The sequence below is a fragment of the Paenibacillus sp. GM2 genome (genome assembly GCF_900069005.2).
In the GTDB taxonomy this organism is placed as follows: Bacteria; Bacillota; Bacilli; order Paenibacillales; family Paenibacillaceae; genus Fontibacillus.
Genome location: NZ_LN831278.1, coordinates 500903 through 526592, shown reverse-complemented (window position 1 = coordinate 526592; position 25690 = coordinate 500903). Strand labels below are relative to the sequence as shown.

Here is a 25690-nt window from a genome sequence, read left to right as displayed (position 1 = left end):
CTGAGGAGCAGAACTGCACGTTTTCGAAGAAAACAGCTTTATAAGGTCTACATAGCACATAGCCCCGGCTGAATTCAAGCCGGATGCCGAATAAGTACTCGGTACACTCGGTGTTAATTGGTGTTGGATATAGAATTGATAAGTGATCAGCAGGGCTGATGAAATTCTATATTGCAAGAAACTGTTTTGGCGTCGTTTCTCGCTCACCCTTGAATGACATCGATTGATTATTTATCAAAAACGAACCTTTTGAACAACCTCTTATAGCCAATCCCCACTGAATTGCTATAATTCACTTCGATGCTATCAATTATAAAATGGAAAGTCAATTTACGTCAGGCCAAAAATGGAAACCTACNGCAGGCCGGCGCCGCTCATCGGCAAGCTGCCTGCCGCCAGCAGCACATGCCCGTACGTGCCCTTATGCCCGTCCGGTTCGCGGCGCCGCCCTGTATCAAGACCGAGCTCGTTCTGCAGCGACTCCTCGGTCAGAACAACCCCGGCTCCCGCCAGCCCAGCCGGGAGCCGCGGCGGAATGCCGATATAGCGCACGACCACCTTCCCTGCCGCCTTCGCTCCCGGATATTGCGTCAGTCCGGCTTTCAGGAAGGCCAGGCACACCGTGAGCTCCGCCTGGATGCAGGGGTCGTATATCGCGCCTGTATCGGCATCCAGGCCGCTCGGAATGTCTGCCGCCACGATCGGCAGACCGCTGGCGTACGCTTCCGCAATGAGCGAAGCGTACGCCCCGCGCGGCGCTCCCTTGGTCCCTGTCCCAAGGAGCGCATCCACAATCCCCGTATAGCTGCGCATATCCGGGACCCCATCCGCTTCATCGCCATATACGATTCGCGGCAAATCCAGCGCCTCAACGATTCGTTGCTGCACCGCCGCCTCCCCGCCAAGCCGGTCCGGCGCCACCGCGTACACCAGCGTCACCGGAATCCCGGCATCGGCCAGGTGCCGGGCACAGACCAGCCCATCGCCGCCATTATTTCCTTTACCTATGAGCACAAGCCAGCGCTCGTCTGCCAGCGTATCTTTTCGTCGCATCACCAGCCCGATCACTTCTTCAGCAATTGCTCTCCCCGCGTTATCCATCAGCACAACAGCTGGAATGCCGATCTGCTTGATCGTATACCGGTCAACCTCTCGCATCTGCTCCGCCGTTACAAACTCCATGCTGCTTCCTCCTTTGAACATTCCGCCTATACTCTCCTTCATAATATACACTTTCGGCTTCATATCTCTACTCCATTCTCAAATCCACCTTCAGCAGCAAACCAAGCTTCGACGGAACTATTACGGCTATTCGCTGCCCTGCATCCTCCTTCACATGGAGTCTCTGCACTAAACCTCACTTACTACCGTCCTTGAAGCTCCTTCTGGATGATCAACCCATCCGGTGAGCGCCTTCAAGAGTGGTCACCCTCACACCTCAGCTCTAACGAAACGAAACTACGAATCGTTATTTGCACCAAAACAGCAGTAAATAAAATCTAACGAAACACCATATCGCTATTCGAGGTAAATTTCACTCTAAAGCCCCAAAATGGCCTAAATAACGTTATCCCGTTTCGTTACATTTTTTTGCACCCTCTTTTTGCTCAAATAACGTTACCTTGTTTCGTTAGATTTTTAGCGGCCCTTTTCGCCCAGCTAACGATACTCTGTTTCATTACAATTTTTAGCACCCTTTTTGCTTTTAGCACCCTTTTGCCCAAATTAACATCATCCTGTTTCGTTACAACTTCCAGATACTTACTATCTGCCCTGCACCTTCCCCTACATCGAGCCCCGTACCAAGCCTCACTTATTACCGTTCTTGAAGCTCCCTCTGGATGATCGACCCATCCGGTGAGCGGCCTTCAAGAGTGGTCACCCTCACACCTCAGCTCTAACGAAACTACGAATCGTTATTTGCACCAAAACAGCAGTAAATAAAATCTAACGAAACACCATATCGCTATTCGAGGTAAATTTCACTCTAACCCCCAAAAATGGCCTAAATAACGTTATCCCGTTTCGTTACATTTTTTTGCACCTTCTTTTTGCTCAAATAACGTTACCTTGTTTCGTTAGATTTTTAGCGGCCCTTTTCGCCCAGCTAACGATACTCTGTTTCATTACAATTTTTAGCACCCTTTTTGCTTTTAGCACCCTTTTGCCCAAATTAACATCATCCTGTTTTGTTACAACTTCCAGATACTTACTATCTGCCCTGCACCTTCCCCTTCATCGAGCTCTGCACTAAGCCTCACTTATTACCGTTCTTGAAGCTCCCTCTGGATGATCGACCCATCCGGTGAGCGGCCTTCAAGAGTGGTCACCCTCACACCTCAGCTCTAACGAAACTACAGATCGCTATTTGCACCAAAACAGCTGCAAATAAAATCTAACGAAACACCATATCGCTATTCGAGGTAAATTTCACTCTAAAGCCCCTAAATGGCCTAAATAACATTATCCCGTTTCGTTACATTTTTTTGCACCCTCTTTTTGCTCAAATAACGTTACCTTGTTTCGTTAGATTTTTAGCGGCCCTTTTCGCCCAGCTAACGATACTCTGTTTCATTACAATTTTTAGCACCCTTTTTGCTTTTAGCACCCTTTTGCCTAAATTAACATCACCCTGTTTCGTTACAACTTCCAGATACTTACTATCTGCCCTGCACCTTCCCCTTCATCGTGCCCCGTACCAAGCCTCACTTATTACCGTTCTTGAAGCTCCCTCTGGATGATCGACCCATCCGGTGAGCGCCTTCAAGAGTGGTCACCCTCACACCTCAGCTCTAACGAAACTACAGATCACTATTTGCACCAAGAGACTCCTGAATGATCAATCCAAAGGGTGATCACAGGAGTGGCCAGCAGAGCGTTCAACTCTCACCCTAGCCCAACGATACAGATCGTTATTTGCCCAAGAAGCTTCTCCTCGATGAGCCCCATCCAAAGGGCAGTCAACAAGAGCAGATCCCATCCTATCGGTAACGAATCTACAGAGCTTTAGCCACAAATATCGATATCGGGTTCTGTTACCCGTCAGATTCTGTTGCGGGATGTAATGTGCACCGACTGCCTCCCCCCCTCTAGTCCTGATTCTTTGCGCATTTGCGCGCTTCGAGTGCGATCTGTTATTCTAAGGTTCCACGTACATAACAAAGCTTTGTTGGCCTATCGGGCTGTACCACTGCCGTCCCTAAAAAACTACAGGGTAGCACATAAGCGGGAGACACTACTGAGTGTGCCAATTCTTTAAAGTGCACCTTGCGGTCACTAGAATTGCTTGCTGTTACTAGAATTGCAAGCTTTTATAGAACAAGCTTTCCAAGGACAACCTCTATGAAGTCGTTTAAGATTAGACAACTTAACCAAAGATTGGTTTACATAGAACTTGAAAACGATAAATGCATATGCAATAGTGAAGAGAGGAATATCGAAAGGGTGATTTCGATGTCACTATCGGAATGGATGAACTGGCTGCAGCAGCACGCTGCGCTATCCTTGACCGCCGTCCTTGTCCTGGTTACATTTCTGGCCCTTTATGGGGTAACCAGCTGGAGGACGCGAACTGGACTACGCTCCCGGCTGGAGCATCTGGAGAAAAGTCTGAAATTATATGCAGCCGCTTCTGCGCCGCTGTTAAATAATAATACATACGGAACGTTGATGCCGGAGCAGGAGAATGAACTGTTTGATCGTCTGCTCGCATGCCAAGCTGCCCCTTATGCCAGCCCGGATCTGCTCGGACAGATCGGGGCTTACAAAGAGGATCATGATCATGCGAGATTGCCGCTGCTGCTCAGAACGCTGGAACGGGAGGGCGAACGCTTCCTTGAAGAGCGGGACAAGCTGCTGAAATGGCTGGAACAGCCGAGCTGGGGAATTCGTTTCTGGTTGGGGCTACAGCCTGCCTTCCCTTTCTTGTTCGCCGCGGCCTTGTTCATATTAGTATATCAACTGCTGCTGCGCTGGAGCGGTGCTGGAATCAGCTTCCTGGGCTCAAATTCCTTGGACACCGTCTACTTCTATTCACGCTTCGGCTCCGCTCTATTCGCTCTGCTGCTCTTGTACCCTGCACTGATGGGCGGATTTCGGCCCGGAGAAGGATCTATACTGCTGCGATTATGGGCCATCTTCATTGCTGCTATGTATTTACTCCACTTCATCAGTCCCGTTATCGCGCCATATATTGCGGCAGCTCAAGTTCTGTTATTTCTGGGTGGATTCCTATTTACGAGAAGCAAGCCGCGCAAGGCACGTCCTTTTGTTGGACACTACCAGACTAATCTTCCGTCTGATCCTACGATCAGCGCCTTGCCAATGACAGAGGAGAGCAGCGCAACATCCCCGGCCGAAAATACAGACAGCAACATCGGCAACGACAAAGACCGTTAGAGGACATTTTGCCCTGTAACGGTCTTTTCTCATCCTAATTCCTTTTTCATCCTATGTCTATCGAGATTCTGACGACTTGCGCAGCGGTTTCACCACATTGCGGGACGAGCCGGATGCCTTTGCCGCCCCTCCACCAACCTCATAACGTTTCCGTTCCGTACGTTCCAGCTGGACGATCTGCCCCTCGTGAACCACGATGTTCAGCGACCCGAATTCCATCTCATTCAACATCTCCGCGATCCGCTCCAGCCACACATTGTCTACCTTTAGCGGTTTGGTCATTCGTGGAAGCCCCCTTGCCCGATAATATTTAGAAGCTGTCCTCAGCTTGCTCAGATGATGTTCTCCCTTACGAGATCACTCTACGCTATTCAGTTAACCCCATTAATGACTGCTCTTGCGAGTGAACCAGCTCTTAAGCAGCAAGGTGATCAGCGCCAGCAGCAACAGTAAGGAAGCAACCGCAAATGAAGCTGAAAATTGATACTCGTTATACAAAATTTCAATATGCAGCGGAAGTGTATTGGTTGATCCGCGAATATGTCCGGATACCACCGATACAGCGCCGAATTCCCCCATTGCCCGCGCATTACAAAGTATAATTCCGTACAGCAGACCCCACTTAATATTTGGCAACGTCACCTTCCAAAATATACGGAAGCCTTTGGCGCCCAATGTAACCGCTGCTTCCTCCTCCAACTGCCCCTGATCCTCCATCAGTGGAATCAACTCGCGGGCCACAAACGGAAAAGTAACGAACAGCGTGGCCAGAATAATGCCTGGCAAGGCAAAAATAATCTTCACATCATGATCCTGCAGCCAGGGCCCAAACCAGCCATGTGCCCCATAGACGAGCACATAGATCAAGCCGCCGATCACCGGAGATACAGCAAATGGCAGATCGATCAGAGTGATTAGAAGCTGTCTTCCCCGAAATTTGAACTTCGTAATCGACCAGGCGGCCGCGACGCCAAATATTGTATTTAGCGGTACGGTAATCGCTGCGACTAGCAGCGTCAATCTTAATGCCGATAATGCATCGGGATCGGAAATGGCCTGTACATAGACGTTCCAGCCCTTCTTCAGGGCCTCTGTTAGAACAACTATCAACGGCAGACCGATCAGCCACATAATAACAAGCACGGCAAGGCTGATTAAGGTCCATTTGACGATGCCCGACTCCTTCGTACTGCGATTTCTAACTGGATTAGTTCTACTTGCTGTCGCTAACGGCACTGAACCTGCCACAAGACGCCCCTCCCTTGGCTTTATATATTTGATGAATCCCGGTCTTGCTCAACGCGCCGTCTTGCGCACCCGGCTCTGCAATGAATTGATCAGCAGCAGAAGTGCGAAAGAGATCAGGAGCAGCATTAGCGCGACCGCCGTCGCACCAGCATAATCGAATTGCTCCAGCTTAGACATAATGAGCAGCGGGGCAATCTCGGTCTTCATCGGCATATTGCCGGAGATGAACACGACGGAACCGTATTCTCCAATTCCTCGGGAAAATGCGAGGGCAAAACCCGTAAGCAACGGAGGGAGAAGCTCCGGTAAAATAACGGAGCGGAAAGTCCGAAGACGGCTCGCTCCGAGCGTTGCAGCAGCTTCTTCGACCTCCGCATCCAGATCCTGCAGTACGGGTTGTACGGTGCGTACCACAAACGGAATGCCGATAAACATCAGGGCGAGCGTAATACCCAGCGGCGAGAACGCCGTCTTGATGCCTAACGGTTCGAGCAAAGAGCCTAGCCAGCCTTTGGATGAATAGAGCGCGGTCAACGACACCCCGGCAACTGCGGTTGGCAACGCAAACGGGAGGTCGATCATCGCGTCGAATATTTTTTTTCCTGGAAATTCATATCTAACGAGAACCCATGCAAGCAGCAATCCCAGTACTGCATCAACCAATCCGGCCGCCGCTGCGGTCAGAAAGCTCACTCGATAAGAGGCTAATACTCGCGGATCGGTTGCAATCGACCAGAACTTCTCCCAGGTTAGTCCCGTAGAATTCAACAACAGCGCGGATAACGGGATTAATACGATCAAGCTTAAATATAAAATGCTGTACCCCATCGTTAGCCCGAATCCAGGCAGCACTCCGCGTCTGGTGTCCGTCCTGCTTGGCATGAAAGTCATCCTTTCTCTACCTGCATATAGCGAATCAGATCATCTAATGAAATGAAGCCTAAGTTCGCACTGATATGGTCTGATTCGCCACTTACACAGGTTTGCTCCTCCGCTGGTTGCGGTCGTATTATTTCGGAACATAGATCTGACTGAATATTCCACCATCATTGAAATGCTTCGGCTGCGCTACTGACCATCCCCCAAACACTTCATCAATTGTGTATAGCTGGATGTCCGGGAATTGATCCTTAAACTTCTCCTTCACGCTGTCCAGGGTCGGGCGGTAATAGTTCTCCGCTGCGATCGTCTGCCCTTCTTCTGTGTATAAATATTTTAAATAAGCTTCTGCTACCTCGCGAGTCCCCTTCTTGTCGACGATTTTATCGACGACCGCGACAGGCGGCTCCGCCAGGATACTTTCCGACGGATAGATGATATCGAATTTGTCCGGACCCAGCTCCTTAACGGCTAGCCAGGCTTCATTCTCCCAGGCAAGAAGCACATCGCCTAGTCCGCGCTCTACAAACGTCGTAGTCGCACCGCGCGCACCGCTATCCAGAACCGGAACATGTTCAAACAACTGTTTAACAAATTCCTGCGCTTTCGCTTCGTCATTATGGTTATGATGCAGGGCATAACTCCAGGCTGCGAGATAATTCCAGCGCGCCCCGCCCGAGGTTTGCGGATTTGGAGTGATGACCTCTACCCCGTCCTTAATGAGATCATCCCAATCCTTGATCCCTTTTGGATTTCCCTTCCGCACCAGGAAGACGATCGTTGAAGTATATGGCGAGCTGTTATGCTCATATTTTTGCTGCCAGCCTTCATTTATCAATCCGCTCTCCTGGACGGAGTCTATATCATATCCCAGAGCCAGTGTAACAACGTCCGCCTCTAGCCCATCAATAACTGCCCGGGCCTGCTTCCCCGAACCCCCATGTGATTGCTGTATCGTTACTTTCTGTCCTTTTTCCTTCTCCCAGTAGGTCGCAAATGCTTTATTGTAGCTCTCGTACAATTCCCGAGTAGGGTCGTAAGATACGTTCAGTAACTGGACGCTCTTCCCTTTGTCTCCATCCGCGCCAGCAGTCGCGCTCGCTTTGTCATTCGCTTTGTCTCCGCCGCAGGCGACCAGGGCCACCGACATAGCCAGCACCAAACTGACCAGAATACTCTGCTTCACCACTTTACTCATCGTATCACTTCCCATCTTCTCCCATAGTATCTTGCCTACCAAGCAAGCAGGAACCTTTTCCGACCGTATAAGGAAACCTTCTACGGGGCTGTCATAGCCAGCTGTACACCCGTTCCCCTAAAGTTTGGTCTTCTTCGCAATAGAATTCAGAACTCATCAGCTCCGCTGATTCGCTCTGTATCTATAACAAAAAACGGAGAAACGCCCTGCTCCCAACGGTCAAACCGAGCCGCTACCCGTGTCTGCCTAGGCAAGTAGAGCGTTCCTCCGTCCGTACGGTGAGAACATCTTTAATTATTCCTACCTGTTTAGTATGTTATGGTGTTATTTTATATGTACTGGGTTTTCTTGTCAAACGTTTTTTTCTCTGGAAAATGATAAGTTTCAACGTTAGCTGTGTTTAATCAAAAAAAACGGCAGAGCAGATGAGCTTCTGGCTCTCCTGTCTACCGAATTTATAGAAGTGCATAATTAGTTCCTGTTTAAAATATCCTATCCCACATGAACAGTGGGGGACTTTTGGAACGGCCTCCGTTACTCTAATACGGGTTCAACACAGGCTGCTTGACTTATGGCCAGCTCCTGCCCCGTCGCGGTCAGCTTGCCGCTAGCGGCATCGCGTTTGAAAGAGACGATATTGCCGCTGAATTGATTCGCGACCAGCACATAGTCGTTCAGAACAGCGAAGTTGCGCGGCCAGCTTCCTCCGGTCGATGTCCATTCCGGATCAACCAGTCTGCCTGTTACCGCGTCGACCTCAAAGCGTACAATGCTGTCGTGACCACGATTGGAGCCGTATAAATAACAGCCGTCTTCAGACAGATGAATATCCGCCGGATAGCTCTCTCCTGTAAAGTCCTCAGGAATCGTAACGACATGGTCAATAATGTCTAATCTGCCTTCCGCCTTATTATAGCTATAGATAGTAATCGTATTGTTCAGCTCATTAATTCCATAGGCGTACTGATCATTTGGATGAAGAACGAAATGCCTTGGGCCAGCTCCCGGAGGCAACGCCACTTCGCTATGGTGCGCCATACCGCCATCGTGCATGCTATAAATAAAGATCCGGTCCGCCCCCAGATCCGATGCAAAGGCATATTTCCCCTCCAGATCGGTCACCGCGCTATGAGCATGGGCTTTCTCCTGGCGATCGGCCACCGGACCTGTGCCGACCTGCTGAACTTTCGCCGCCATACGGCTTGCTTCTCCTTGCTCACCCAGGGCAAAACGATTCACAGTCCCACTGGAATAGTTCGATACGATTACATCCCCGTTAGGCAGCGAAGCCAGATGACATGGGTCCGCCCCCTCTGTTGGCACGGAGTCCAGCTCCGTTAGCGCTCCGCTGCCAATATCGATCCCATAGCTGACAAGACGGCCTTCAGACTGTTCGCTCACCGCGTACAATCTTGAAGCTTCCCCATTTACAATGACAAAGGATGGATTCAATATTCCGGAGCATTGGCTTACGATACGCAAAGCTCCTGTCTGTTGATTCAAGCCGCATAAGTAGATGCCCGGCTCCTCCGGTTTTGCGTATGTACCTACATAAAATGGAATTTCATCCTTCAGACCAAATTGCGTCATATCCTTCATCCTCTCGATTATAATTTGTTTTTTATATATTTTGACCGTTCCCGCATCTATAGCCCGGGTCCGGTTGATGCATACATCCATATGTGATTATTATCATGGTGAGGATTTATGATATAATGATTTCGCCTAAGAGGTAATTCAAAACGTTGATTTTTAGCGTAACTGACCCACCAAATACATTAAAGAAGGGGTGTTATTGTGGACGCCATTAGCCCTTTTTATATGCGGATCATTGCAACGGCTGTTATGATCCTGATGGCCGTATCAGTCATCATCGTCAGACTTAAGGCCAGCAACCGTCCGGTGACGATCAAGAAGATTATTATTCCTCCGCTTGGTATGGCTACCGGTTTCGCCATGTTCGTGGAGCCGCAGATGCGGATTCCCGTCCTGTATGGAGTCATTGCTTTTGCTGCAGGCTGGCTTTTGTTCTCCTATCCGCTCATTCGCACTACTCATTTTGAAATGAAGGACGGACAAGTCTTTGCCAAAAGATCCAGCGGATTCGCCTTCATTCTGATCGGTCTGCTTGTGATTCGACTGGCTCTGCATGAAGTGATCGAGCAATATGTCTCCATTCTTCAGACCGGCTCGCTCTTCTTTATTCTCGCCTTCGGTATGATTGTACGCTGGCGGCTCTATATGCTCAAGAAGTATCGCGCCGTTACGAATCAGACCGAGATGAACCCAGTAAATCCCGAAGCATGAAGCGATTAACCCTATCTTAAACAAGATTGGCAGCCAGAACAAGTGGCTGCAGATCGGGGCAGCGACTCCTTCCCCTCCGCGGTTAATGGCTCCATCTCTTCGGAGATGCGAAGCGATGATATTGCATTTTCTAACTGGACATATCTGCAACAGCGAACTATAATGGCAATTGTAATCCGTAGTTCAATAGTTCAGGGGAGCTGGAATAGGCCGGCTGAGATTGTATCCCGCGAAGATACTGACCCTTTAACCTGATCTGGGTAATGCCAGCGTAGGAAGAAATGCAGGTATGAAGCTATGCTCATATTCAAGTGCACCTATGCGTCCCGATCCGGGGCGCTTTTTTTGCATCCTGTATATTTAAGCCTATTAACTATCGGCTTCATTCGGAAGTGATCAGGGACACTAGAAGTGTAAGTTCCTCTGGAAGTGCGTGTTCAAAAAGTTCAGTTTTCAGCGAAGCAAAGGCTGGAACAAGCTGGGGCCGGGGCCTGAGGAGCGAAGCTGCACGTTTTCGTTAGAGAACGACTTTGTAAGCATCTGCTTAAAGCCCGGCTGAATTCAGGATTCGATGTCGAATAAGCGCTTGGTGTTACTTTATGTTAGATATAGAACTGATAGGTTAGCAGCTGCACTGATCAGATTTTATATCGCGGGAAAGACTACCTTGCGCATCGCGATCGCTCCTCCTTGAATCGGCCTCGAAGGTTTTCTGATCCAAATTGGCCTTTTTGGAACTGCTTCTGGAAGTGAATACGGATTAGACATTTTGAAGGAGGGAATATCCTTGCATCGATCAAAATGGATTCTGCTTGCCCTGTCCTGCCTGCTTGTTATCATCGCAGGTTGTGGCCAAGCTAATAACGCCAACACCCCGGCCGATAACGGAAATGCGGCAACGGGAGAACAGACGAAGGAACTGCACGATGTTAAATTCGTACTGGATTGGAGTCCGAATACGAACCATACTGGCCTCTATGTCGCACAGGCCAAAGGCTTCTATGAAGAGGAGGGCCTTAAGCTGGACATCCTGCTGCCGGGCTCTGGCGGTGCGGACGCAATGGTGGCATCCGGTGAGGTGCCTTTCGGAATCAGCTATCAGGAGAGCGTGACACAAGGCCGCACCCAAGGCGTGCCCCTCGTCTCAATCGCGGCCGTTATTCAGCATAATACATCCGGCTTTGCCGCGCCTGTGGACCGGAACATCAAGACACCTAAGGATTTTGAAGGAAAAAGCTACGGCGGCTGGGGCTCACCTGTCGAAGAGGCCGTCATGAAATCGATCATGGACATCGATGGCGGGGATGTTAGCAAGGTAAAAATGATCAATATGGGCGAAGCCGACTTCTTCACCGCCGTGAAAAGAGATATCGATTTCGCCTGGATTTTTTATGCCTGGACGGGGATCGAAGCCGAGCTGCGCGGCGAACCGCTCGATATGCTCTACGTAAAAGACTATTCGGATAAGCTCGACTACTATACTCCGGTTATTACAACCAATGAGAAGCTGATCAAGGACGATCCTGAATTAATCAAGGCCTTCCTGCGTGCCACTTCCAAAGGATATCAATATGCGATCCAGCATCCGGAGGAAGCAGCTGATATTCTGCTGAGTGCTGTTCCTGATCTCGATAAAGACCTGGTTATGGCCAGTCAGAAATGGCTTAGCCCGAAATACCAGGATGATGCTGCCCGTTGGGGGGAGCAGAAGCAACCCGTATGGCAGAATTACTCCGATTGGATGTATGAGAAGAAGCTGATTGAGAAACCGCTGGATACAGATGCTGCTTTCACCAATAATTTTCTGCCGGAGAACAAATAACAAGATGCCTGCACTATAAATGTAAACCTCAATTTCTATAAGTATGTACTCAAGGGGCCCGTTAGCAGCACCAAGACGGTTCTACAATTCTGTGATCAGAGAGGATGTCCATATATGGCTAATGCATTAGTAAGTATTCAGATTATTCCGAAGACACCGGGCGGGGAAGATTCGATTCCTTACGTCGATCGTGCAATTGAAGTCATTCAGGCTTCTGGTGTGAAGTATCAGGTGAGCCCGCTGGAGACAACAATGGAGGGCGAGCTCAGCCGACTGCTGGACATTGTCAAAGAAATGAACGAAGCTGTCATTGAATTCGGTAGCAAAAATGTAATCTCCCAGATTAAAATCTACTACAATCCGGAAGGTGCCAGCATGGATAAACTGACGGAGAAATACCGTCCATGAGACTCCGACGTATCTGGAGCAGTGTATGGCCGCCCCTTGTGGCGGTCATCTTGTTCCTCATTCTATGGCAAACGGCCACATCTTTATTTAATATCGATAAGTGGATGCTGCCGAGCCCTGTCGATATCGCGCAAGAAGCGAAGGCTGGTGTGGCCGGATTGTGGGAGCATACACAGGCTACGCTTAAGCTGATGCTGCTAGGGTTCTCGATCGGTACCCTCGTTGGGCTTCTGGTCGCTTTTGTACTGCACTATATCCCTTTTCTTAGAAAAGCGCTCTATCCGCTGATCATTCTCAGCCAGAATGTTCCGATCATCGCCTTGGCCCCCTTGCTTATGATCTGGTTTGGATTTGGGATTCTACCTAAAATCATCGTCATTACCCTGGTCTGCTTCTTTCCCATTGCAGTGGCGGCTATGGACGGGTTAAGCCGTACAGATCGAGTTATGCTGGACTATATGCGGATGGCCGGAGCTTCAAAGTGGAATATTTTCACCAAGCTGGAAGTGCCGTATGCATTACCCGCGATCATGTCCGGGGCAAAGATTGCCGCTACCTACAGCGTTATGGGGGCGATCATCGCAGAATGGATCGGCGCGGACAAAGGCATCGGTTATTATATGATGCTGCAGAAATCATCCTTTCGCACCGATAAAATATTCGTCGCTATTGCGATCATCGTAACGATTAGCCTGGCGATGTTCCTGCTTATCTCATTCATTGAGAAATGGCTTATTCGCTACCATCCGTCCAATGATGATAAATAGAAAGGGGCTTACGCCATGAATACAAAGATGAATGAGCACACGCCGCTCCCTCTCGCTCTGGAAGTCCAGATGGCCCGTCTGGCATTTCGCGAGAGAAAACAAAGTTTGCCTGTGCTGAATAATGTCTCATTATCCGTTCCAACCGGGAAGTTTGTGTCCATAATCGGTCCGTCCGGCTGCGGAAAGAGCACTTTATTCCACGTCATCGGCGGCCTGGTCAAGCCGGACGCGGGCAAGGTGCTGCTGCATGGCGCAGACATCACAGGGCAGCGTGGCCACATCAGCTATGTTCCGCAAAAGCCAGCGCTTTTTCCTTGGCGCAGCACGCTCGACAATGTTATTCTGGCCAGAGAAATTGCGGGCATGCCGATGAAAGCGGCACGTGAAGAAGCAAGAGCCTGGCTGACCAAGGCCGGATTGGCTGAATTCGAACAGGCTTACCCCCACAAGCTGTCAGGCGGTATGCAGCAGCGCGCTTCCTTCTTACGTGGCCTGCTTGCTCCGCAGGAAGTTCTCTGCCTGGACGAACCCTTCAGCGCGCTTGATGCCTTAACCCGAAGCGATATGCAGCGCTGGCTGCTCGATATATGGGAAGAGAATCAGCGCACTGTGCTTATGATTACACATAGCATTGAAGAAGCGCTTATGCTGTCGGATACGATCTATTTATTTTCCAGCAGACCGGCGTCCATATTGCACAAGATCGATGTCCCTTTTGCCCGTCCTCGCTCGGAGCAACTGCTTGATGATCCTCGCTTCCTGGAGCTTAAGCGTGAGATCGCCGCTCAAATGCGCGAACAAATGCACAAAAAAACAGCCGCGGTGAATTGACTACTGTCGTCACTTTCGGCTGTTTTTTTTATTGGCAAGTATACTCTGTGATCTTTACTTGATCGACATCCTGCATCAGCAGCAACCACTGCCGGATATATTCCGGCTCTGTATCTACAGCGATAAGCCAGGACGTCTGATAGACCTCTCTGCTCGCTTCCTTTCCTAACCACATCGGTACCTTCGGATTGCTGTCGAACACCTGATGAACGGCTCCAAGCTTAGCATCGATCATGCAAATGCGCAGTAAAGGCTGCTCACAATCCAAAGATAATACTACTTGCAAATTAATCACTCTCATACCAGCCATCATGGCTTCTTTCAGTTTCTTGTCACTTACATCCGGGTACTCGAGAATTTGCAGATCTGCTTGCATCAATGATGTATCCTCCATTTCCAGCCCAATATTTAAGCTTAAATCTAGTCTAGTGAAAAAATATTCAGAACCTGGTCCGGCAATTTGGCCAAAGCGTCCACAATCTCAGGATCAAACTCGGTCCCCCGTAGCTTCAATAACTCACGCTTGGCATCTCCCACCTTATATTTCTTGTTATCCTTTCGGCTTGACATCATCAGGTCAAAGGTGTCAATTACTGCGCAAATCCTGGCCGTATAAGGAATCTCCTCCCCATTTAACCCCTCCGGATATCCGCTTCCATCCCATCTCTCCTGATGATACTTAACGATGTGAATAATATCCGAGCCAAAGCCCGGATTACTCTCAATCATCTCGGCCCCTATGATAGGGTATAGCTTGATAATCTCAAGCTGATTCTCCGACAACGATTCCTTCCGGAGCACAACCTCGCGGGGAATCATCGACTTGCCTATATCATGCAGAAAACAGCCACGAACGAGCTGCCCCTTATCTTCCATGCTCAGCTCCAGCGGCTTTGCTATTTTTTCGGCTAGCATAGCCACTCTTACAGAGTGATGATAGATCTCGGGATGCTTGTACAACAATAACTTGATCCATGATGCCATATCTGAATGCTTATCTATATACAGTTGTTCTATAAGATCAGCTGAAACGACCACGTTTATCCCCCTAAAACTTAGTCTGCCTGAAGCTCTGGTTACACCACATTAATCCCGCCTGTCCTATGGTCCGCCCCTTCTTTAATTTTCAAAAAACTACCAACCTATAAAAGTAGAAATATACCGGAATTTAGCCGATATGAATAAAATATGATCACCACGGGAATGATGTCGTACAATATTAATTATGCGACATCACAACACGTCAACAGGAGGCTAATACCATGGAGCTACATAACTATATGATGGAAGTTTCGGAACAATATTTTTTCCATTCACTGAGCCAAGAATATCGTGATGAGCAGATCATACAAATGTTTCTGGAAGTATGTGCCAAGGTACCCAATACGAGAAAAAATTATTATCGAGCACTTGAGCATTTCCGTGGTTTTTTATCAGGTATGCCCATGAAGGATGTCACCTGGAGGGAAATCGAGGCTTATAAGCTTTATTTGTCACAGGGCATTTACCGGGAGGGCGGGAGATCCCTTGCGCCAGCGAGTGTTGCAGCATTTATCGCACCGTTGAAGTCCTTCTATAAATGGGGAAGTGACAGCAGTATCGGTATTTTTGACAATAACCCTACGTTAAGTACAAAAATCCCGCAAATTACTGTGACAAGCCGCAAAAATTTTTTAACCAAAAAAGAAGTTGGCAAGCTGCTGGATAGCTTGCGCGAACAAAGTCTGCGTAACTACTTGATAGGACTATCCCTGGTCATGCTTGGACTGCGTGTCTCTGAGCTTACCCATATCCGTTGGGGAGATTTCCATACAGATCCACTGGAGACGTCGATCTGGCTGACCATCTCTTATGCTAAACGAGGTAAAATCCGTGAAGTGAAAATTCCGCATAAGTTGTGGGTTTTGTATACCGAGCATGCTCATTGTCTTGCAGAGAGTAAGGATCCAGATCCGGATCTATTACTGTTTCCAATTTCGCCCAGACAAATTCAGCGTATTATTCGGGAGGCAGGAGAGCGGTGTAATTTGAGCAAGAAGCCTACTCCGCACTGGCTGCGGCATACAAATGCAACTCTGGCTCTGCTGCAGGGGGCCTCGCTGCAACAGGTTCAGGAGAGTCTCGGGCATTCGCATATTAATACAACACAGAGATATCTACATACAGTGGAACAATTAAAGAAAGCGGCCCCGGATTTCGTTCAGGATTGTTTGCAGGAGTTTATTTAAGCGAAGGAGAAAGTTAACTGCAAAATGCAAGCAACTATCATCTAGGTCATTTGTTTTTAATAGTTACTGTAAACATACGGTTTTGATTAAAAAAGGCCCGGTTTGAGGAGAAAACATAAAAAATTCCTGCATATTTGCAGGAATTTTATTAAGATTTAAGAGTATCACATGAAAAGGCTGCATTTTGCAGTTTTTCTGCAATGTATCGTCGTATACAGTGAAGCTGTCATGTCCACGTGGAGAGAGAAGTCCCCCGCCATGGATGTATAAGTAGTGAATAGCATGACATTTTTACAGGATTCATCCGAATATTTTCCAATTCTATTAAAATGTCAAGTACAATTTTAATAAATTGAACCTTTTTTCCTACTAATGTAACTTTATAGCCGTGCAAACGTTGTTCTTTTGTCCTATAATGTTAAATAGTTACAATAACAAACCTTACCAATACTCGTTCTTTTTGCATACTCTACGTCGCATAATTAATATTGTACGACATATCCGCCATATTTCACGAGGATATAGCATTAGACCTGCCATAAATGTATAGTAAAAGGTGAAAATGAACGTTCAGGAAAGGAAGGAATCGCTGATGAGTTCAGATCTTTCACCGCTAATGAGGCCCAAGTGGCTGCCTTTGATGGATGCCCATATTCATTTTGAGATGTATGAAGCAAATGAGAGGACAGCCATCATCCAAGACATGCGCGACTATAACATCAAGGCTATGATTGCTGTCTCCAAGGATCTGGAATCCAGTCAGGAGAACCTGAAGCTCGCTGAATCATATCCTGGATTTTTATACCCGGCCTTTGGCTATCATCCGGAACAGAGGGTGCCTTCCGAGGAGGCGCTGCAGCGACTCCTGCAATGGATGGATAATCATACCGCGGAGATGGTTGCGGTCGGTGAAGTTGGCCTGCCTTACTATTCGCGGCTGGAAGCTGCTGAGCAGGGGAAGCCATTTGATCTGGAGCCATATGTCCAACTGCTTGAGATCATGCTCCACTTCGCAAAGAAACATAATAAGCCGGTTATCCTGCATGCCGTATACGACGATGCCGACCGAGTCTGCGATCTTCTGGAGCAATATGAGATCAAAAAGGCGCATTTCCACTGGTTTAAAGGATCGGCCGCAACGATTGCCAGGATGGCTGAATCCGGTTACTACGTATCATTCACTCCTGATATTCTGTATGAAGAGGAAATTATCGATCTGGCTCGCGTTTACCCGGCTGACCAGGTGATGGTGGAGACCGATGGACCCTGGCCTTTTGAAGGGCCTTTTACCGGGCAGATCACCCACCCGAAAATGGTCAATGACGCAGCTGTTGCCTGGGCGAGGATTCGGGGCCTGCCGCTGGAGGAAGCCAGAAAGATGCTATACGATAACACTCTCCGCTTCTATGGCCTTGCCTAATATCATAAAGAGCCATCCCATGGGATGGCTCTCTCTTTGCGTTTTTATACGAACTCACTGGAGTGAATTAACCCCAGCCGTCTGGCCTCCACAATCGCTTCCGATCGTGAACGCACATTAAGCTTTTCGAAGATACGTGTCAGATTATATTCGACCGTTCGCTGGCTCATCAACAGCTTGGAGGCAATCTCCTTATTGCTGCTTCCATTCGAGACCTCCTGGAGTATTTCCTGCTCCCGCTCATTAATCGACACCTCTTCCATCGATTTCTCTTCCCGCCCCTGGTTCAGGCGAATTTCTCTACGCCGCAATTGACGCAGCAGCGATACCGGAATCACTGCCTCATCGCGCAGAACACAACGGATCGCATTTAACAGCTGCTCACGGGTTGCGGTCTTACTGACCACGCCGCTGACGCCCGATTCCACGAGAATGTTGAAATTAGGGCTGATCTCATACCCTGTATATATCAGAATGCGGCTCTCCGGCTTAACCTTCATAATTCGCTTCGTTAGCTCAATCCCGCTGATCACCGGCATGTTCAAATCAAACAGCATCACATCGAAGCTCTCCTCCTCCACCAGCTCCATCGCTTCCATCGCAGACATAAGCACCGTGACCTTCATATCCGGGTCCTGCTCAATCATATTTTTGGTCCCCTCGCCTACTGAGGGATGATCATCAACCAGCAATATTCGAACCATCTGTATCCTCCTCGCTTTCTCTGTCCATACTTGCTGACTCCAGCGGTAATGATATCTGGACTTCGAGCCCTTCTCCAGGCTCCGATCTGAAGTGGATCGCTCCCTCCAGGCTATGCACCCGCTCCTTAATGCCCGATAAACCCATATGCTGATAGGAATCGTTGAGATCCTCCAGCTTCAGCCCGATCCCGTCATCCTTATAGGTAAGCCATATATCGCTTTTTTGTTCCAGGGTTATGATAATATTAGAGGCCTTGGCATGCTTGCCGGCATTACGAAGCAGCTCCTGCACGATACGGAATATCGTAAGCATCTGCTCATCATTAATATCCGCCGTAAATGAATCGGACTGAAAATCAATCACATAATTTGAGCGGATCTGCGCCTGTTCAAACAACCCCCGCAGAGCTTCGACAATCCCCATCTCCTGAAGCAAAGGCGGACGCAGCTCATTGCATGTCTCGCGAATCTGGTGAATAACATCCAGCAAGCCTTCTCTAATATCGACCAGGTTCTGATGAAGCTCCGGCGACATATCATGGTCCAACATCGCGGATTCCAGATTGCGATACCAGATCAATTGATCCTGAAGCGCCGAATCATGAAGATCCGAGGCCAGCTTGCGCCGCTCCTTCTCAGCCAGCTTGAATATCAATCGCAGCAGCCATGGCGAAGAGTCGGCTCCCTTCTGCTTCTGGAACTCTACCTCCAATTCCTCAACCAGGCTCTCAATCAGATACAAATTCTCATATACGATCGCACTGTAGTTAGCCAGCGTGCGCAGCCAGGCCAGTTCATCCAGATTATATTTGGTCCTGTTCCCCTTCACATCCAGCCACATCAAATGCAGAATACTCTGCTTCTTGCCGGCAATCACACAGATGCCTCTCTCCACATTAAGCACAGTTCCAATCATTAAATGGTTCGCGGAGCCCCGGACTGCTTCAATCACAGACTTCCGGATATCGGCAAGCGATTCATCCAGCTTAAGCTCCCCAAGCTGATCCGTATCGATCTCAAGAAAAGCCACTTTCTTGACCGGCAGCACACTATAAATTTCCTGCTCCAATACGCGTTCCAGGTCAGAACGCTTCATAACGCGTGATATTCGAGCAGAGAACCGATTGAGACTGCCTTGAAAATTATGCAGATCCTTATTTAGCCTTGGCCGCAGCTTCAGATCCGCATACTCTTTCAGGAACAGCATCAGCGTAATCAATAAATAGCAAGCGAGAAACAATTGACACCACTTGACCCAGGATTGATTATTCTGATTCAAAATAAGCACCGTCAGCAAACAGATGACAAGTGTAGGCAAAAAGGACAGACTGGCATAATAGAAAACCCGATTGATTAGAAAATCAATATCAAACAACTGCTTAGTCGTGAACATATACAAATAAACAATTGGAATAGTCAAGAGAAATACCGCAGCGATTTCCGGAGATAAAAAGGATATGCCAAACAACTGGGGCACAGCAAACAAAAATACAAACGGGAAAAAGCCCGTTATATGTCCGATCAAAATTAATTTAAATAAAGACTTCAACGGTCCGTGGCGATGAGCAATAAACTTTTGCGCCAATCTTAAGACAATATAAATATTAATACCTATAAAATAGATCAGTATCAAGGTTGATATGACACTTGGCGATCCGTAATTAAATATTATTTTGCAAATATTGAGTCCAAGAACGATACAAACTACGGTATAGAAAAATCCTAGAGAATAGCGACTAATCATTTTCTCCTGATAGCGATCCAGATAATACGTCATAAATTGCAGGAAGAAGATCGGCACCATGAGAATGGCAAACGTCATGGTCAGTCTGCCTATCGGGTCAGCTCTTCCTGAAGAGAGCGAGCTTAAATAAGCGATTCCGATCGATAAAAAAAACAGAATCAACTGGATGGCGGCCGGATCGCCCTTCTTCCTCTGATATACGAAGAGGGATAAACCGGAGAATAGAAGTACGGAGATAAGCGGCGAGATAAGCTGGATCATCAATTCATTCAACGATAGCTCATTGGATACGTGAAGCAAAATAATGTTTGGTGTGCCATCCTCACCTGCCCGGTTCAGAACGATCGAAGATGCCCTCTCCAGCAAGCCGTATGTCTTAATCGTGAAGAAGTCCTTCGCCGGCTGGCCGTTTACCTCCAGAATCGTATCCCCGACTAATATTCTCCCGTTCCCCCAGCTGCTCTTGGAAGAGAACTCTGTGACCACATACTGTCCTGTGCCCTGATCAGCAACTAGCGCTCCGATAAAGGGGTTCTTATATATGGAGAAAGATAGATATCCTACAAGAATGCTTATAAGAACTATGAATACCGACATTTTTGTTTTATGTGCCAATGTTGTTCCCTCACATTTTAGATTAGTTCACTTAATCAGCATTCTTTATAAGAATGATGTTATTAGCACCATGGAATAAAACGAAGCGGTTCTTTACTCATATCTCCTTGGTCTTTAAGCACATCGATTAATGCTCTTTCCTCGACGGCGCTCATGCCTGCCAATTGAAGCTGTCCTGTCCGAATATTCATCATTGCACCGGAATCTTTAACCATTGCTTGAATCAGTTCCTTCAACATCTTAAATCCCTCCAATTGGGTTATTTGATTAAGAGGTTTTCCTCTTAAGCCCAATATACAGGTCATTTCAAACGTTGAAAACGACAACCGCTCCCGTATTTCCCGCAAACCTTTTTGCGGGACTTGCGTGATTTGCGGCCGCCATTTGCGGTTGCTTAGTATATGGGGCAAAATTTTCAATATCCCGCGGCATCAGCCTTTATTCTGCAAAAGAGAGCATCTTCTCCTTCCAGTGCGGCTCCAGATTAAGACGTTCGATATGATCCAAATAACGGTAATAGTGCGTTCTCATGCGGACGGAGGTATAGATCAGCGTTCCCGTTGATTCTATCATCTGCTCAACCTCCTGCCTGCGTCCTACAACATCGGCAAAATCAAGACGCCCCTCGAAATAATCGATGATCCAGTGTGCCTCTTCGGGGACGGATTGCAGCAAGTACAGCGTCGGGAGCGTCTTTTTCCGATTCAAAAAGTCATTCTTATCATCCCAATTAAGCAGGTCACGAATGTCATTTTTGATCTGGGCGGCGATACCCAACTGCTCCGCATACAACTTGACTTCCTCGATCCATTCACCAGTCGCCAGCACCGTACCGATCATACTCGCGGTAACGAGAAGGGCCGCCGATTTCTGCGATACCATCTCAATGTATTCTTCTTCCGAGCCGATCTCGTTGTACAGATCCGTCATTTGCCCGTTCACGGCGATAAGAATCCCTTGATTAAGAAGCTGCGCCGCCGCTAATCTCCGTTCATCCGGGAAACCGGTTGATAGAATAAGCTCCCCGGAGAGAGTCAGCATACCGATACCGATATTCAGGGCGATTTCGGACGGCAGCTGATTCCAGGCCATCTTCCCGTTATCCTTATCCTGTATGTCATCAATGATGTCCAAGCTAAGCATCATCAGCTCGATCGCCGCAGCTGCCCGGTAAATGTCCTTTGTGTCTCCACCTGCGAACATCCGATAATGAAGTACGGTCATTCGGCCCAATAGCATAGAAGATTCTTGCATTTTGTCCTCAAGACATGCGAGTGCGTGTTCATAGAGCTGTGGGACACTAAAATAGGTTCTCAAACTTTCGCGCAACTCTATTTCTAGTATTTCCGCAAAGGGCTCCACATTATAACCTCCATATGAAACAAATTATAAAAATATCCAATTCTTTATATGTATTCCATAACTACGAATTAACCCCTGCTTCCCTAGCAAAAATAACCGGGGAAAAATTACAAAAAAAAAAGCTTATTCCATGAAATATTCATCGAATAAACTTTATAAGCAAGCTCTATTCTGTTAATTTCTGATGGCAAGCCCTGAAGCTCGGCAAGTAGTCTCCTAAGCATGGAATATATTTTTTATATTTAGTCGCAGTATAACAACTGATGGAGCATATTCGTCATTTCTTCGGAAGTAATCTGATACATCCGAGCCATCTGAACAGCCCCTTCCAGCGCGCGACTGACTTGCGAGCAGCTCCACTCGTGATTGAAGCAGCCGTTTTCAAATTTGACAAAGGTGCCGATCCCTTTTCTGACCGTCAGCAACTTCTCTCGCTCAAGGTCCGTATATACTCGGCGTACGGTCACAAGGCTGCAGCATAACTCCCTGGCTAATTCACGGAGTGAGGGCAGCATCATGCCATCCGGCAGGTCGCCGCTAACAATCAGGGCCCGAACCTGTTCGCGAATCTGAACATATAAGGGCTCATTGGACTCCGGCGATATAACGATAGGCAGTATACGGCTCATTCGTATCCCTTCTTCCTGCATAACGCAAGCCCTAATTGGGCTGAACATCCTGTTCGAAGATCAGCTCGTAGTGGTTGGCAGTTCCAAATCCTTGCGCACTGGGGGCGAAAATTTGCAGCAGTCTTCATCCCTGTCTGGCATGCTCATGCACAGCCTCATGATAGTCCTGGACCGGTTTATTCTCGATAATTCCGCGCAAATCAACTCTCTCAAATTTATATTCGTACATCCCTATTCCTCCCCGCGAAATATGAGGCTCGACAGCACAACATCATAATAGCCATCCACGCCAAGCAGCTCCTGCACTGGCTTATCATAGAACGTCATTACCGGAACGAGCGATGAGCCTCCGCCCTCTTGCGAGCTGCGCACAAGGCGCTCTGTCAACCGGCCGCCCTCAAGCATGCATAGGCGGTAGCCCCGCTCTCCGAACAGCCTGATGCTGCGGTTCATATTCGCGGTGATGAACAAGGCCAAGTCCCCATCGCAAAATTCCAGGCTTTTGTCAAAAGCCTTGCTCCACCAGCGTGGATCCTCCTCTTCCTTGACATATTCTATGAATTTCTCTACCGGGCTGTAATAGAAGAGCTCGTAGTTTCCATCGGTCTGACTCTTGGACAAAAAATATAAATCAAGAGCGTCCAGCTTATCGGTTGGACCCAGGCCTTTCAGGCTCTCGAAATCCCAGAACGGGACGGTCGTGCGCTGCAGCTTCTCCAGGCCTGCGATCAACTCGGCTATATAGGGATGGCCCTCTTGATAGAGTTCATCGACCTTGAACCGCTCCGCGGCATAATAACGCTTGGCTGGCGTTACTGCCTGATTCATCTGCATGAACAGATTTTTCAGCATTTTCATGCGTGATCGGGTCAATACATCCAGCTGCGGATAATGATTGGAGTTGAGATGATAAGTCATCGCTAAATGCTCCTCCTCCAAATCCTGATCGGATCGCCAATCCATATATTTGATTTGCATGGGTATCACATCCTTATGATTTGATGAGTGAAAGCTGGTGATCTTTATGGAAACGGATGCGGGCTGCGATTCAAATTTTGCGGCTGGATCGGCTCTGTTCGGAGGGCCAGCTCCACCGGCGTCTTATAGATCCGTTCACTGGTAATAATCCGCTCCTTCTCGCTGCGCGGCAGCTGGACCGTACCCGGAACGATCATCTTGACGACATGCAATCCAAGTTGACGGACATCGTCCGTGGTTAAGTCGACACACAGCACTTCAAGCCCCCGGTTTGCAAATTGCTGAACGATATATTGAAGGCGCTCCGTTTCCGTACCCGCTGCAATAGGCGGAGCCGGCTGGACGGATCGGAACTCGCTGGAAGCCGTGGCGAATGCTAATTCTTCATGGGCAAAGGGCTGTTCATAATAAGGTTGCCTCAATCCGTAATCAGTAACCTGATGCGGCAGCAGCGGCGGGAGCGATTTCGAATAGAGTTGCGACTTATTACCGATGAACAATTGGCTTATCTCCAGCAGCGTCTTGTATACAGCTTCCCCCATCGATAGCCGGGCCGATCCGCCGACCGATACTTTGCCTTCGCGGGTCATCAGCAGACCCAATGCGGAAGGGATACCGATGTCGCTCGTTGTATCGATCATCGTTAACTCGAATTTATTCGGATCGAGCAGCTCCTTGAAATGATCCATAACGGACAAATGGCGGGTATCCAGTCTCGGCAGCGAGAGCGAATTGTACCACATAATCATGAAGGCATCCCGCTCGATGATCTCGAGCAGACCTTCAATCATAGCCTGCTCCTTTGTTGTTCCCGCCGCCGACCCGGTCATGAGGCCGAAGCATATCGCTTCCTCATCTCCGCTCTGCGGGACATACGAGTCCCAGGCGATTGCGGCCGGTACCCATTTCGTTCGGCCCGTTGTCAGACTGCGGCCATGCACCCAGCGAATCTTGGATCGCTCTGTGAAGGGCTGATATGGAAATTGCCACTGTTCGTACTGCTCTTTTGTAAATAACGGAAGTTCGGCCGGATGCAGTGCATCCTCGCCAAGTTCTTCCCAACTTGCAAGTACCAGACGTTCCGGAATAACGTAAGCGGCACAATAACGCTCAATCGCTTTCGCAACAGCGGTCGTATTGGCCTCCTCCAGCGTCAATCCCACTCCGCGGGCTAAGAAATCGATCAGACCATGCTGTCCCTCCGCGAGAAATTTCGGGTTGGCCGGAACAGCTAAACTCAAATATAGTCTGGGATCCCCAGGGTCCGAACTTAAATTCATTAATTCCCTGACCATGCCCCCATGCGGACTAATCGCCTTCCGCAAATGATCTGGCACGGTTGATGTCAAGCCTTGAAGCTGAACCGAAACCACGGCGTTGTCGGTCCCAGGGCGGCCTGCATAACTCGCCCTTCCCGACCTTCGAATCAACGTACGGCTCATGGCCCAAGCACCAGGTCCGACTCGCGCCAAGGCTGTGCGGCGAGATGAGCCTGGCTCCTGGCTCCGCAGGAAGGACAGGTCGGCACCTTGTAGACCGGATTCACGTCCCCCTGCAGGTGGAAGGCGTCAAAATCAATCATATGACCGAGCGATAACGGTGGATAGCTGCTCGTATGGCGCGAGATCCATTTTGCCGTCTCGATGGCGATTACACCGCTCAGTACAGACCAGGACAGATCGAACATGATATCCCTCGCCTCCAGAGGAGCAAGGCCGTTCGAACTGCCGCGCCGCTGCGCGCATTCATAACAAGCTGAATAACCGGGAACGATAATCGGTCCAATTCTGCCTGTGGAGTGGGAAAATTGTACAGGCAGCCAAGTGATCCCCTGCTCCAGTGCATAGGTATTGAACGCTTCCCCCCATTGTTCAGCCTGCAGCACGACAACCAGCTCGGAATCTATGCTAACATCCGCAAACTTACTTACTGTGCTCACTTCAACGCCTAGTCCTGCAAGCAAGCCTTCGAGCGGATCCGCCAGATTAACAGCCTCCTTCTCGTACAGAATCGTGACCTGACTCATATGGATCGGCCACCTTTCCCAACAATTAAGCCTCTTACATTTTCCTCCTCAAATACTCCGAAATACATCTCTTCAACCTCCCCCTAGAAAGTTTTAAGTAATCGCCCATCCTCCGTCTACAACAAA

23 protein-coding genes, 1 pseudogene and 1 riboswitch are annotated in these 25690 nt (G+C 48.6%); of the genes and pseudogenes, 8 read left to right on the top strand and 16 right to left on the bottom strand.

Going from position 1 to position 25690, the window contains the following annotated elements:
• Positions 1–360: 360 nt before the first annotated feature.
• Positions 361–1182, bottom strand: a pseudogene (locus tag BN1360_RS08980) (NAD(P)H-hydrate epimerase); the annotation flags it as partial.
• Positions 1183–3453: 2271 nt separating this feature from the next.
• Here BN1360_RS08980 and BN1360_RS08975 point away from each other — a divergent pair.
• Entirely contained in the window at positions 3454–4398 is a 945-nt protein-coding gene (locus tag BN1360_RS08975) for a hypothetical protein (RefSeq protein ID WP_068779542.1), read from the top strand.
• Positions 4399–4455: 57 nt separating this feature from the next.
• Here BN1360_RS08975 and BN1360_RS08970 read toward each other — a convergent pair whose 3' ends face one another.
• From BN1360_RS08970 to BN1360_RS08950, 5 genes are all read right to left on the bottom strand, one after another.
• Complete coding sequence (locus BN1360_RS08970; RefSeq protein ID WP_068779541.1) at positions 4456–4680, bottom strand: YezD family protein; 225 nt, start codon at positions 4678–4680, stop codon at positions 4456–4458.
• 102 nt (positions 4681–4782) lie between these two features.
• Complete coding sequence (cysW, locus tag BN1360_RS08965) at positions 4783–5646, bottom strand: sulfate ABC transporter permease subunit CysW (RefSeq protein WP_068779540.1); 864 nt, start codon at positions 5644–5646, stop codon at positions 4783–4785.
• Positions 5647–5694: 48 nt separating this feature from the next.
• Positions 5695–6537 carry a sulfate ABC transporter permease subunit CysT gene (gene cysT, locus BN1360_RS08960; protein ID WP_372776310.1) on the bottom strand — a complete coding sequence of 281 codons (843 nt, stop codon included), beginning with the start codon at positions 6535–6537 and terminating at the stop codon, positions 5695–5697.
• A 118-nt stretch (positions 6538–6655) separates the two neighbouring features.
• The gene (locus BN1360_RS08955; RefSeq protein ID WP_068779538.1) at positions 6656–7723 is read right to left on the bottom strand and encodes a sulfate ABC transporter substrate-binding protein; all 1068 of its coding nucleotides are present in this window, start codon (positions 7721–7723) and stop codon (positions 6656–6658) included.
• 534 nt (positions 7724–8257) lie between these two features.
• Entirely contained in the window at positions 8258–9403 is a 1146-nt protein-coding gene (locus BN1360_RS08950) for a lactonase family protein (RefSeq protein ID WP_229520937.1), read from the bottom strand.
• Between the two features lie 114 nt (positions 9404–9517).
• Here BN1360_RS08950 and BN1360_RS08945 point away from each other — a divergent pair, with 114 nt between their 5' ends.
• From BN1360_RS08945 to BN1360_RS08925, 5 genes are all read left to right on the top strand, one after another.
• Positions 9518–10030: a CcdC family protein gene (locus BN1360_RS08945; protein WP_068779536.1), complete on the top strand. Its 513-nt coding sequence runs from the start codon at positions 9518–9520 to the stop codon at positions 10028–10030.
• A 183-nt stretch (positions 10031–10213) separates the two neighbouring features.
• Positions 10214–10325: riboswitch (TPP riboswitch) on the top strand.
• 492 nt (positions 10326–10817) lie between these two features.
• On the top strand, positions 10818–11852 hold the full coding sequence (locus tag BN1360_RS08940) for an ABC transporter substrate-binding protein (protein ID WP_068779535.1): 1035 nt from the start codon (positions 10818–10820) through the stop codon (positions 11850–11852).
• Between the two features lie 114 nt (positions 11853–11966).
• Positions 11967–12260 (top strand): thiamine-binding protein, encoded by a 294-nt coding sequence (locus BN1360_RS08935; RefSeq protein ID WP_068779534.1) that lies wholly within the window; start codon positions 11967–11969, stop codon positions 12258–12260.
• Complete coding sequence (locus tag BN1360_RS08930) at positions 12257–13027, top strand: ABC transporter permease (RefSeq protein ID WP_068779533.1); 771 nt, start codon at positions 12257–12259, stop codon at positions 13025–13027. Before BN1360_RS08935 ends, BN1360_RS08930 begins: the two co-directional genes overlap by 4 nt.
• A 15-nt stretch (positions 13028–13042) precedes the next feature.
• Positions 13043–13858: an ABC transporter ATP-binding protein gene (locus tag BN1360_RS08925; protein ID WP_229520933.1), complete on the top strand. Its 816-nt coding sequence runs from the start codon at positions 13043–13045 to the stop codon at positions 13856–13858.
• A 28-nt stretch (positions 13859–13886) separates the two neighbouring features.
• Here BN1360_RS08925 and BN1360_RS08920 read toward each other — a convergent pair whose 3' ends face one another.
• Entirely contained in the window at positions 13887–14237 is a 351-nt protein-coding gene (locus BN1360_RS08920) for a hypothetical protein (RefSeq protein WP_148466544.1), read from the bottom strand.
• 41 nt (positions 14238–14278) lie between these two features.
• A complete protein-coding gene (locus BN1360_RS08915) occupies positions 14279–14896 on the bottom strand; it encodes an HD-GYP domain-containing protein (protein ID WP_068779531.1) in 618 nt (205 codons plus the stop codon).
• Between the two features lie 224 nt (positions 14897–15120).
• Here BN1360_RS08915 and BN1360_RS08910 point away from each other — a divergent pair, with 224 nt between their 5' ends.
• Complete coding sequence (locus BN1360_RS08910; protein ID WP_068779530.1) at positions 15121–16086, top strand: tyrosine-type recombinase/integrase; 966 nt, start codon at positions 15121–15123, stop codon at positions 16084–16086.
• A gap of 592 nt (positions 16087–16678) precedes the next feature.
• On the top strand, positions 16679–17506 hold the full coding sequence (locus tag BN1360_RS08905; protein WP_148466543.1) for a TatD family hydrolase: 828 nt from the start codon (positions 16679–16681) through the stop codon (positions 17504–17506).
• Between the two features lie 44 nt (positions 17507–17550).
• Here BN1360_RS08905 and BN1360_RS08900 read toward each other — a convergent pair whose 3' ends face one another.
• From BN1360_RS08900 to BN1360_RS08860, 8 genes are all read right to left on the bottom strand, one after another.
• Positions 17551–18210, bottom strand: coding sequence for a response regulator transcription factor (locus BN1360_RS08900; protein ID WP_068779528.1), 660 nt, complete (start codon positions 18208–18210; stop codon positions 17551–17553).
• Positions 18188–20569, bottom strand: a complete 2382-nt coding sequence (locus BN1360_RS08895; RefSeq protein ID WP_068779527.1) for an ATP-binding protein — start codon at positions 20567–20569, stop codon at positions 18188–18190. Before BN1360_RS08895 ends, BN1360_RS08900 begins: the two co-directional genes overlap by 23 nt.
• Positions 20570–20631: 62 nt before the next feature.
• Positions 20632–20808 carry a competence pheromone ComX gene (comX, locus tag BN1360_RS08890; RefSeq protein WP_157259339.1) on the bottom strand — a complete coding sequence of 59 codons (177 nt, stop codon included), beginning with the start codon at positions 20806–20808 and terminating at the stop codon, positions 20632–20634.
• 199 nt (positions 20809–21007) lie between these two features.
• The gene (locus tag BN1360_RS08885; RefSeq protein ID WP_068779526.1) at positions 21008–21823 is read right to left on the bottom strand and encodes a polyprenyl synthetase family protein; all 816 of its coding nucleotides are present in this window, start codon (positions 21821–21823) and stop codon (positions 21008–21010) included.
• A 350-nt stretch (positions 21824–22173) separates the two neighbouring features.
• Positions 22174–22560, bottom strand: coding sequence for a GntR family transcriptional regulator (locus BN1360_RS08880; protein WP_068779525.1), 387 nt, complete (start codon positions 22558–22560; stop codon positions 22174–22176).
• 231 nt (positions 22561–22791) lie between these two features.
• Positions 22792–23538: a nitroreductase family protein gene (locus BN1360_RS08870; RefSeq protein WP_068779524.1), complete on the bottom strand. Its 747-nt coding sequence runs from the start codon at positions 23536–23538 to the stop codon at positions 22792–22794.
• 44 nt (positions 23539–23582) lie between these two features.
• Positions 23583–24980: a YcaO-like family protein gene (locus BN1360_RS08865; RefSeq protein ID WP_068779523.1), complete on the bottom strand. Its 1398-nt coding sequence runs from the start codon at positions 24978–24980 to the stop codon at positions 23583–23585.
• Positions 24977–25564, bottom strand: coding sequence for a TOMM precursor leader peptide-binding protein (locus tag BN1360_RS08860; RefSeq protein ID WP_068779522.1), 588 nt, complete (start codon positions 25562–25564; stop codon positions 24977–24979). Before BN1360_RS08860 ends, BN1360_RS08865 begins: the two co-directional genes overlap by 4 nt.
• Between the last annotated feature and the right edge of the window lie 126 nt (positions 25565–25690).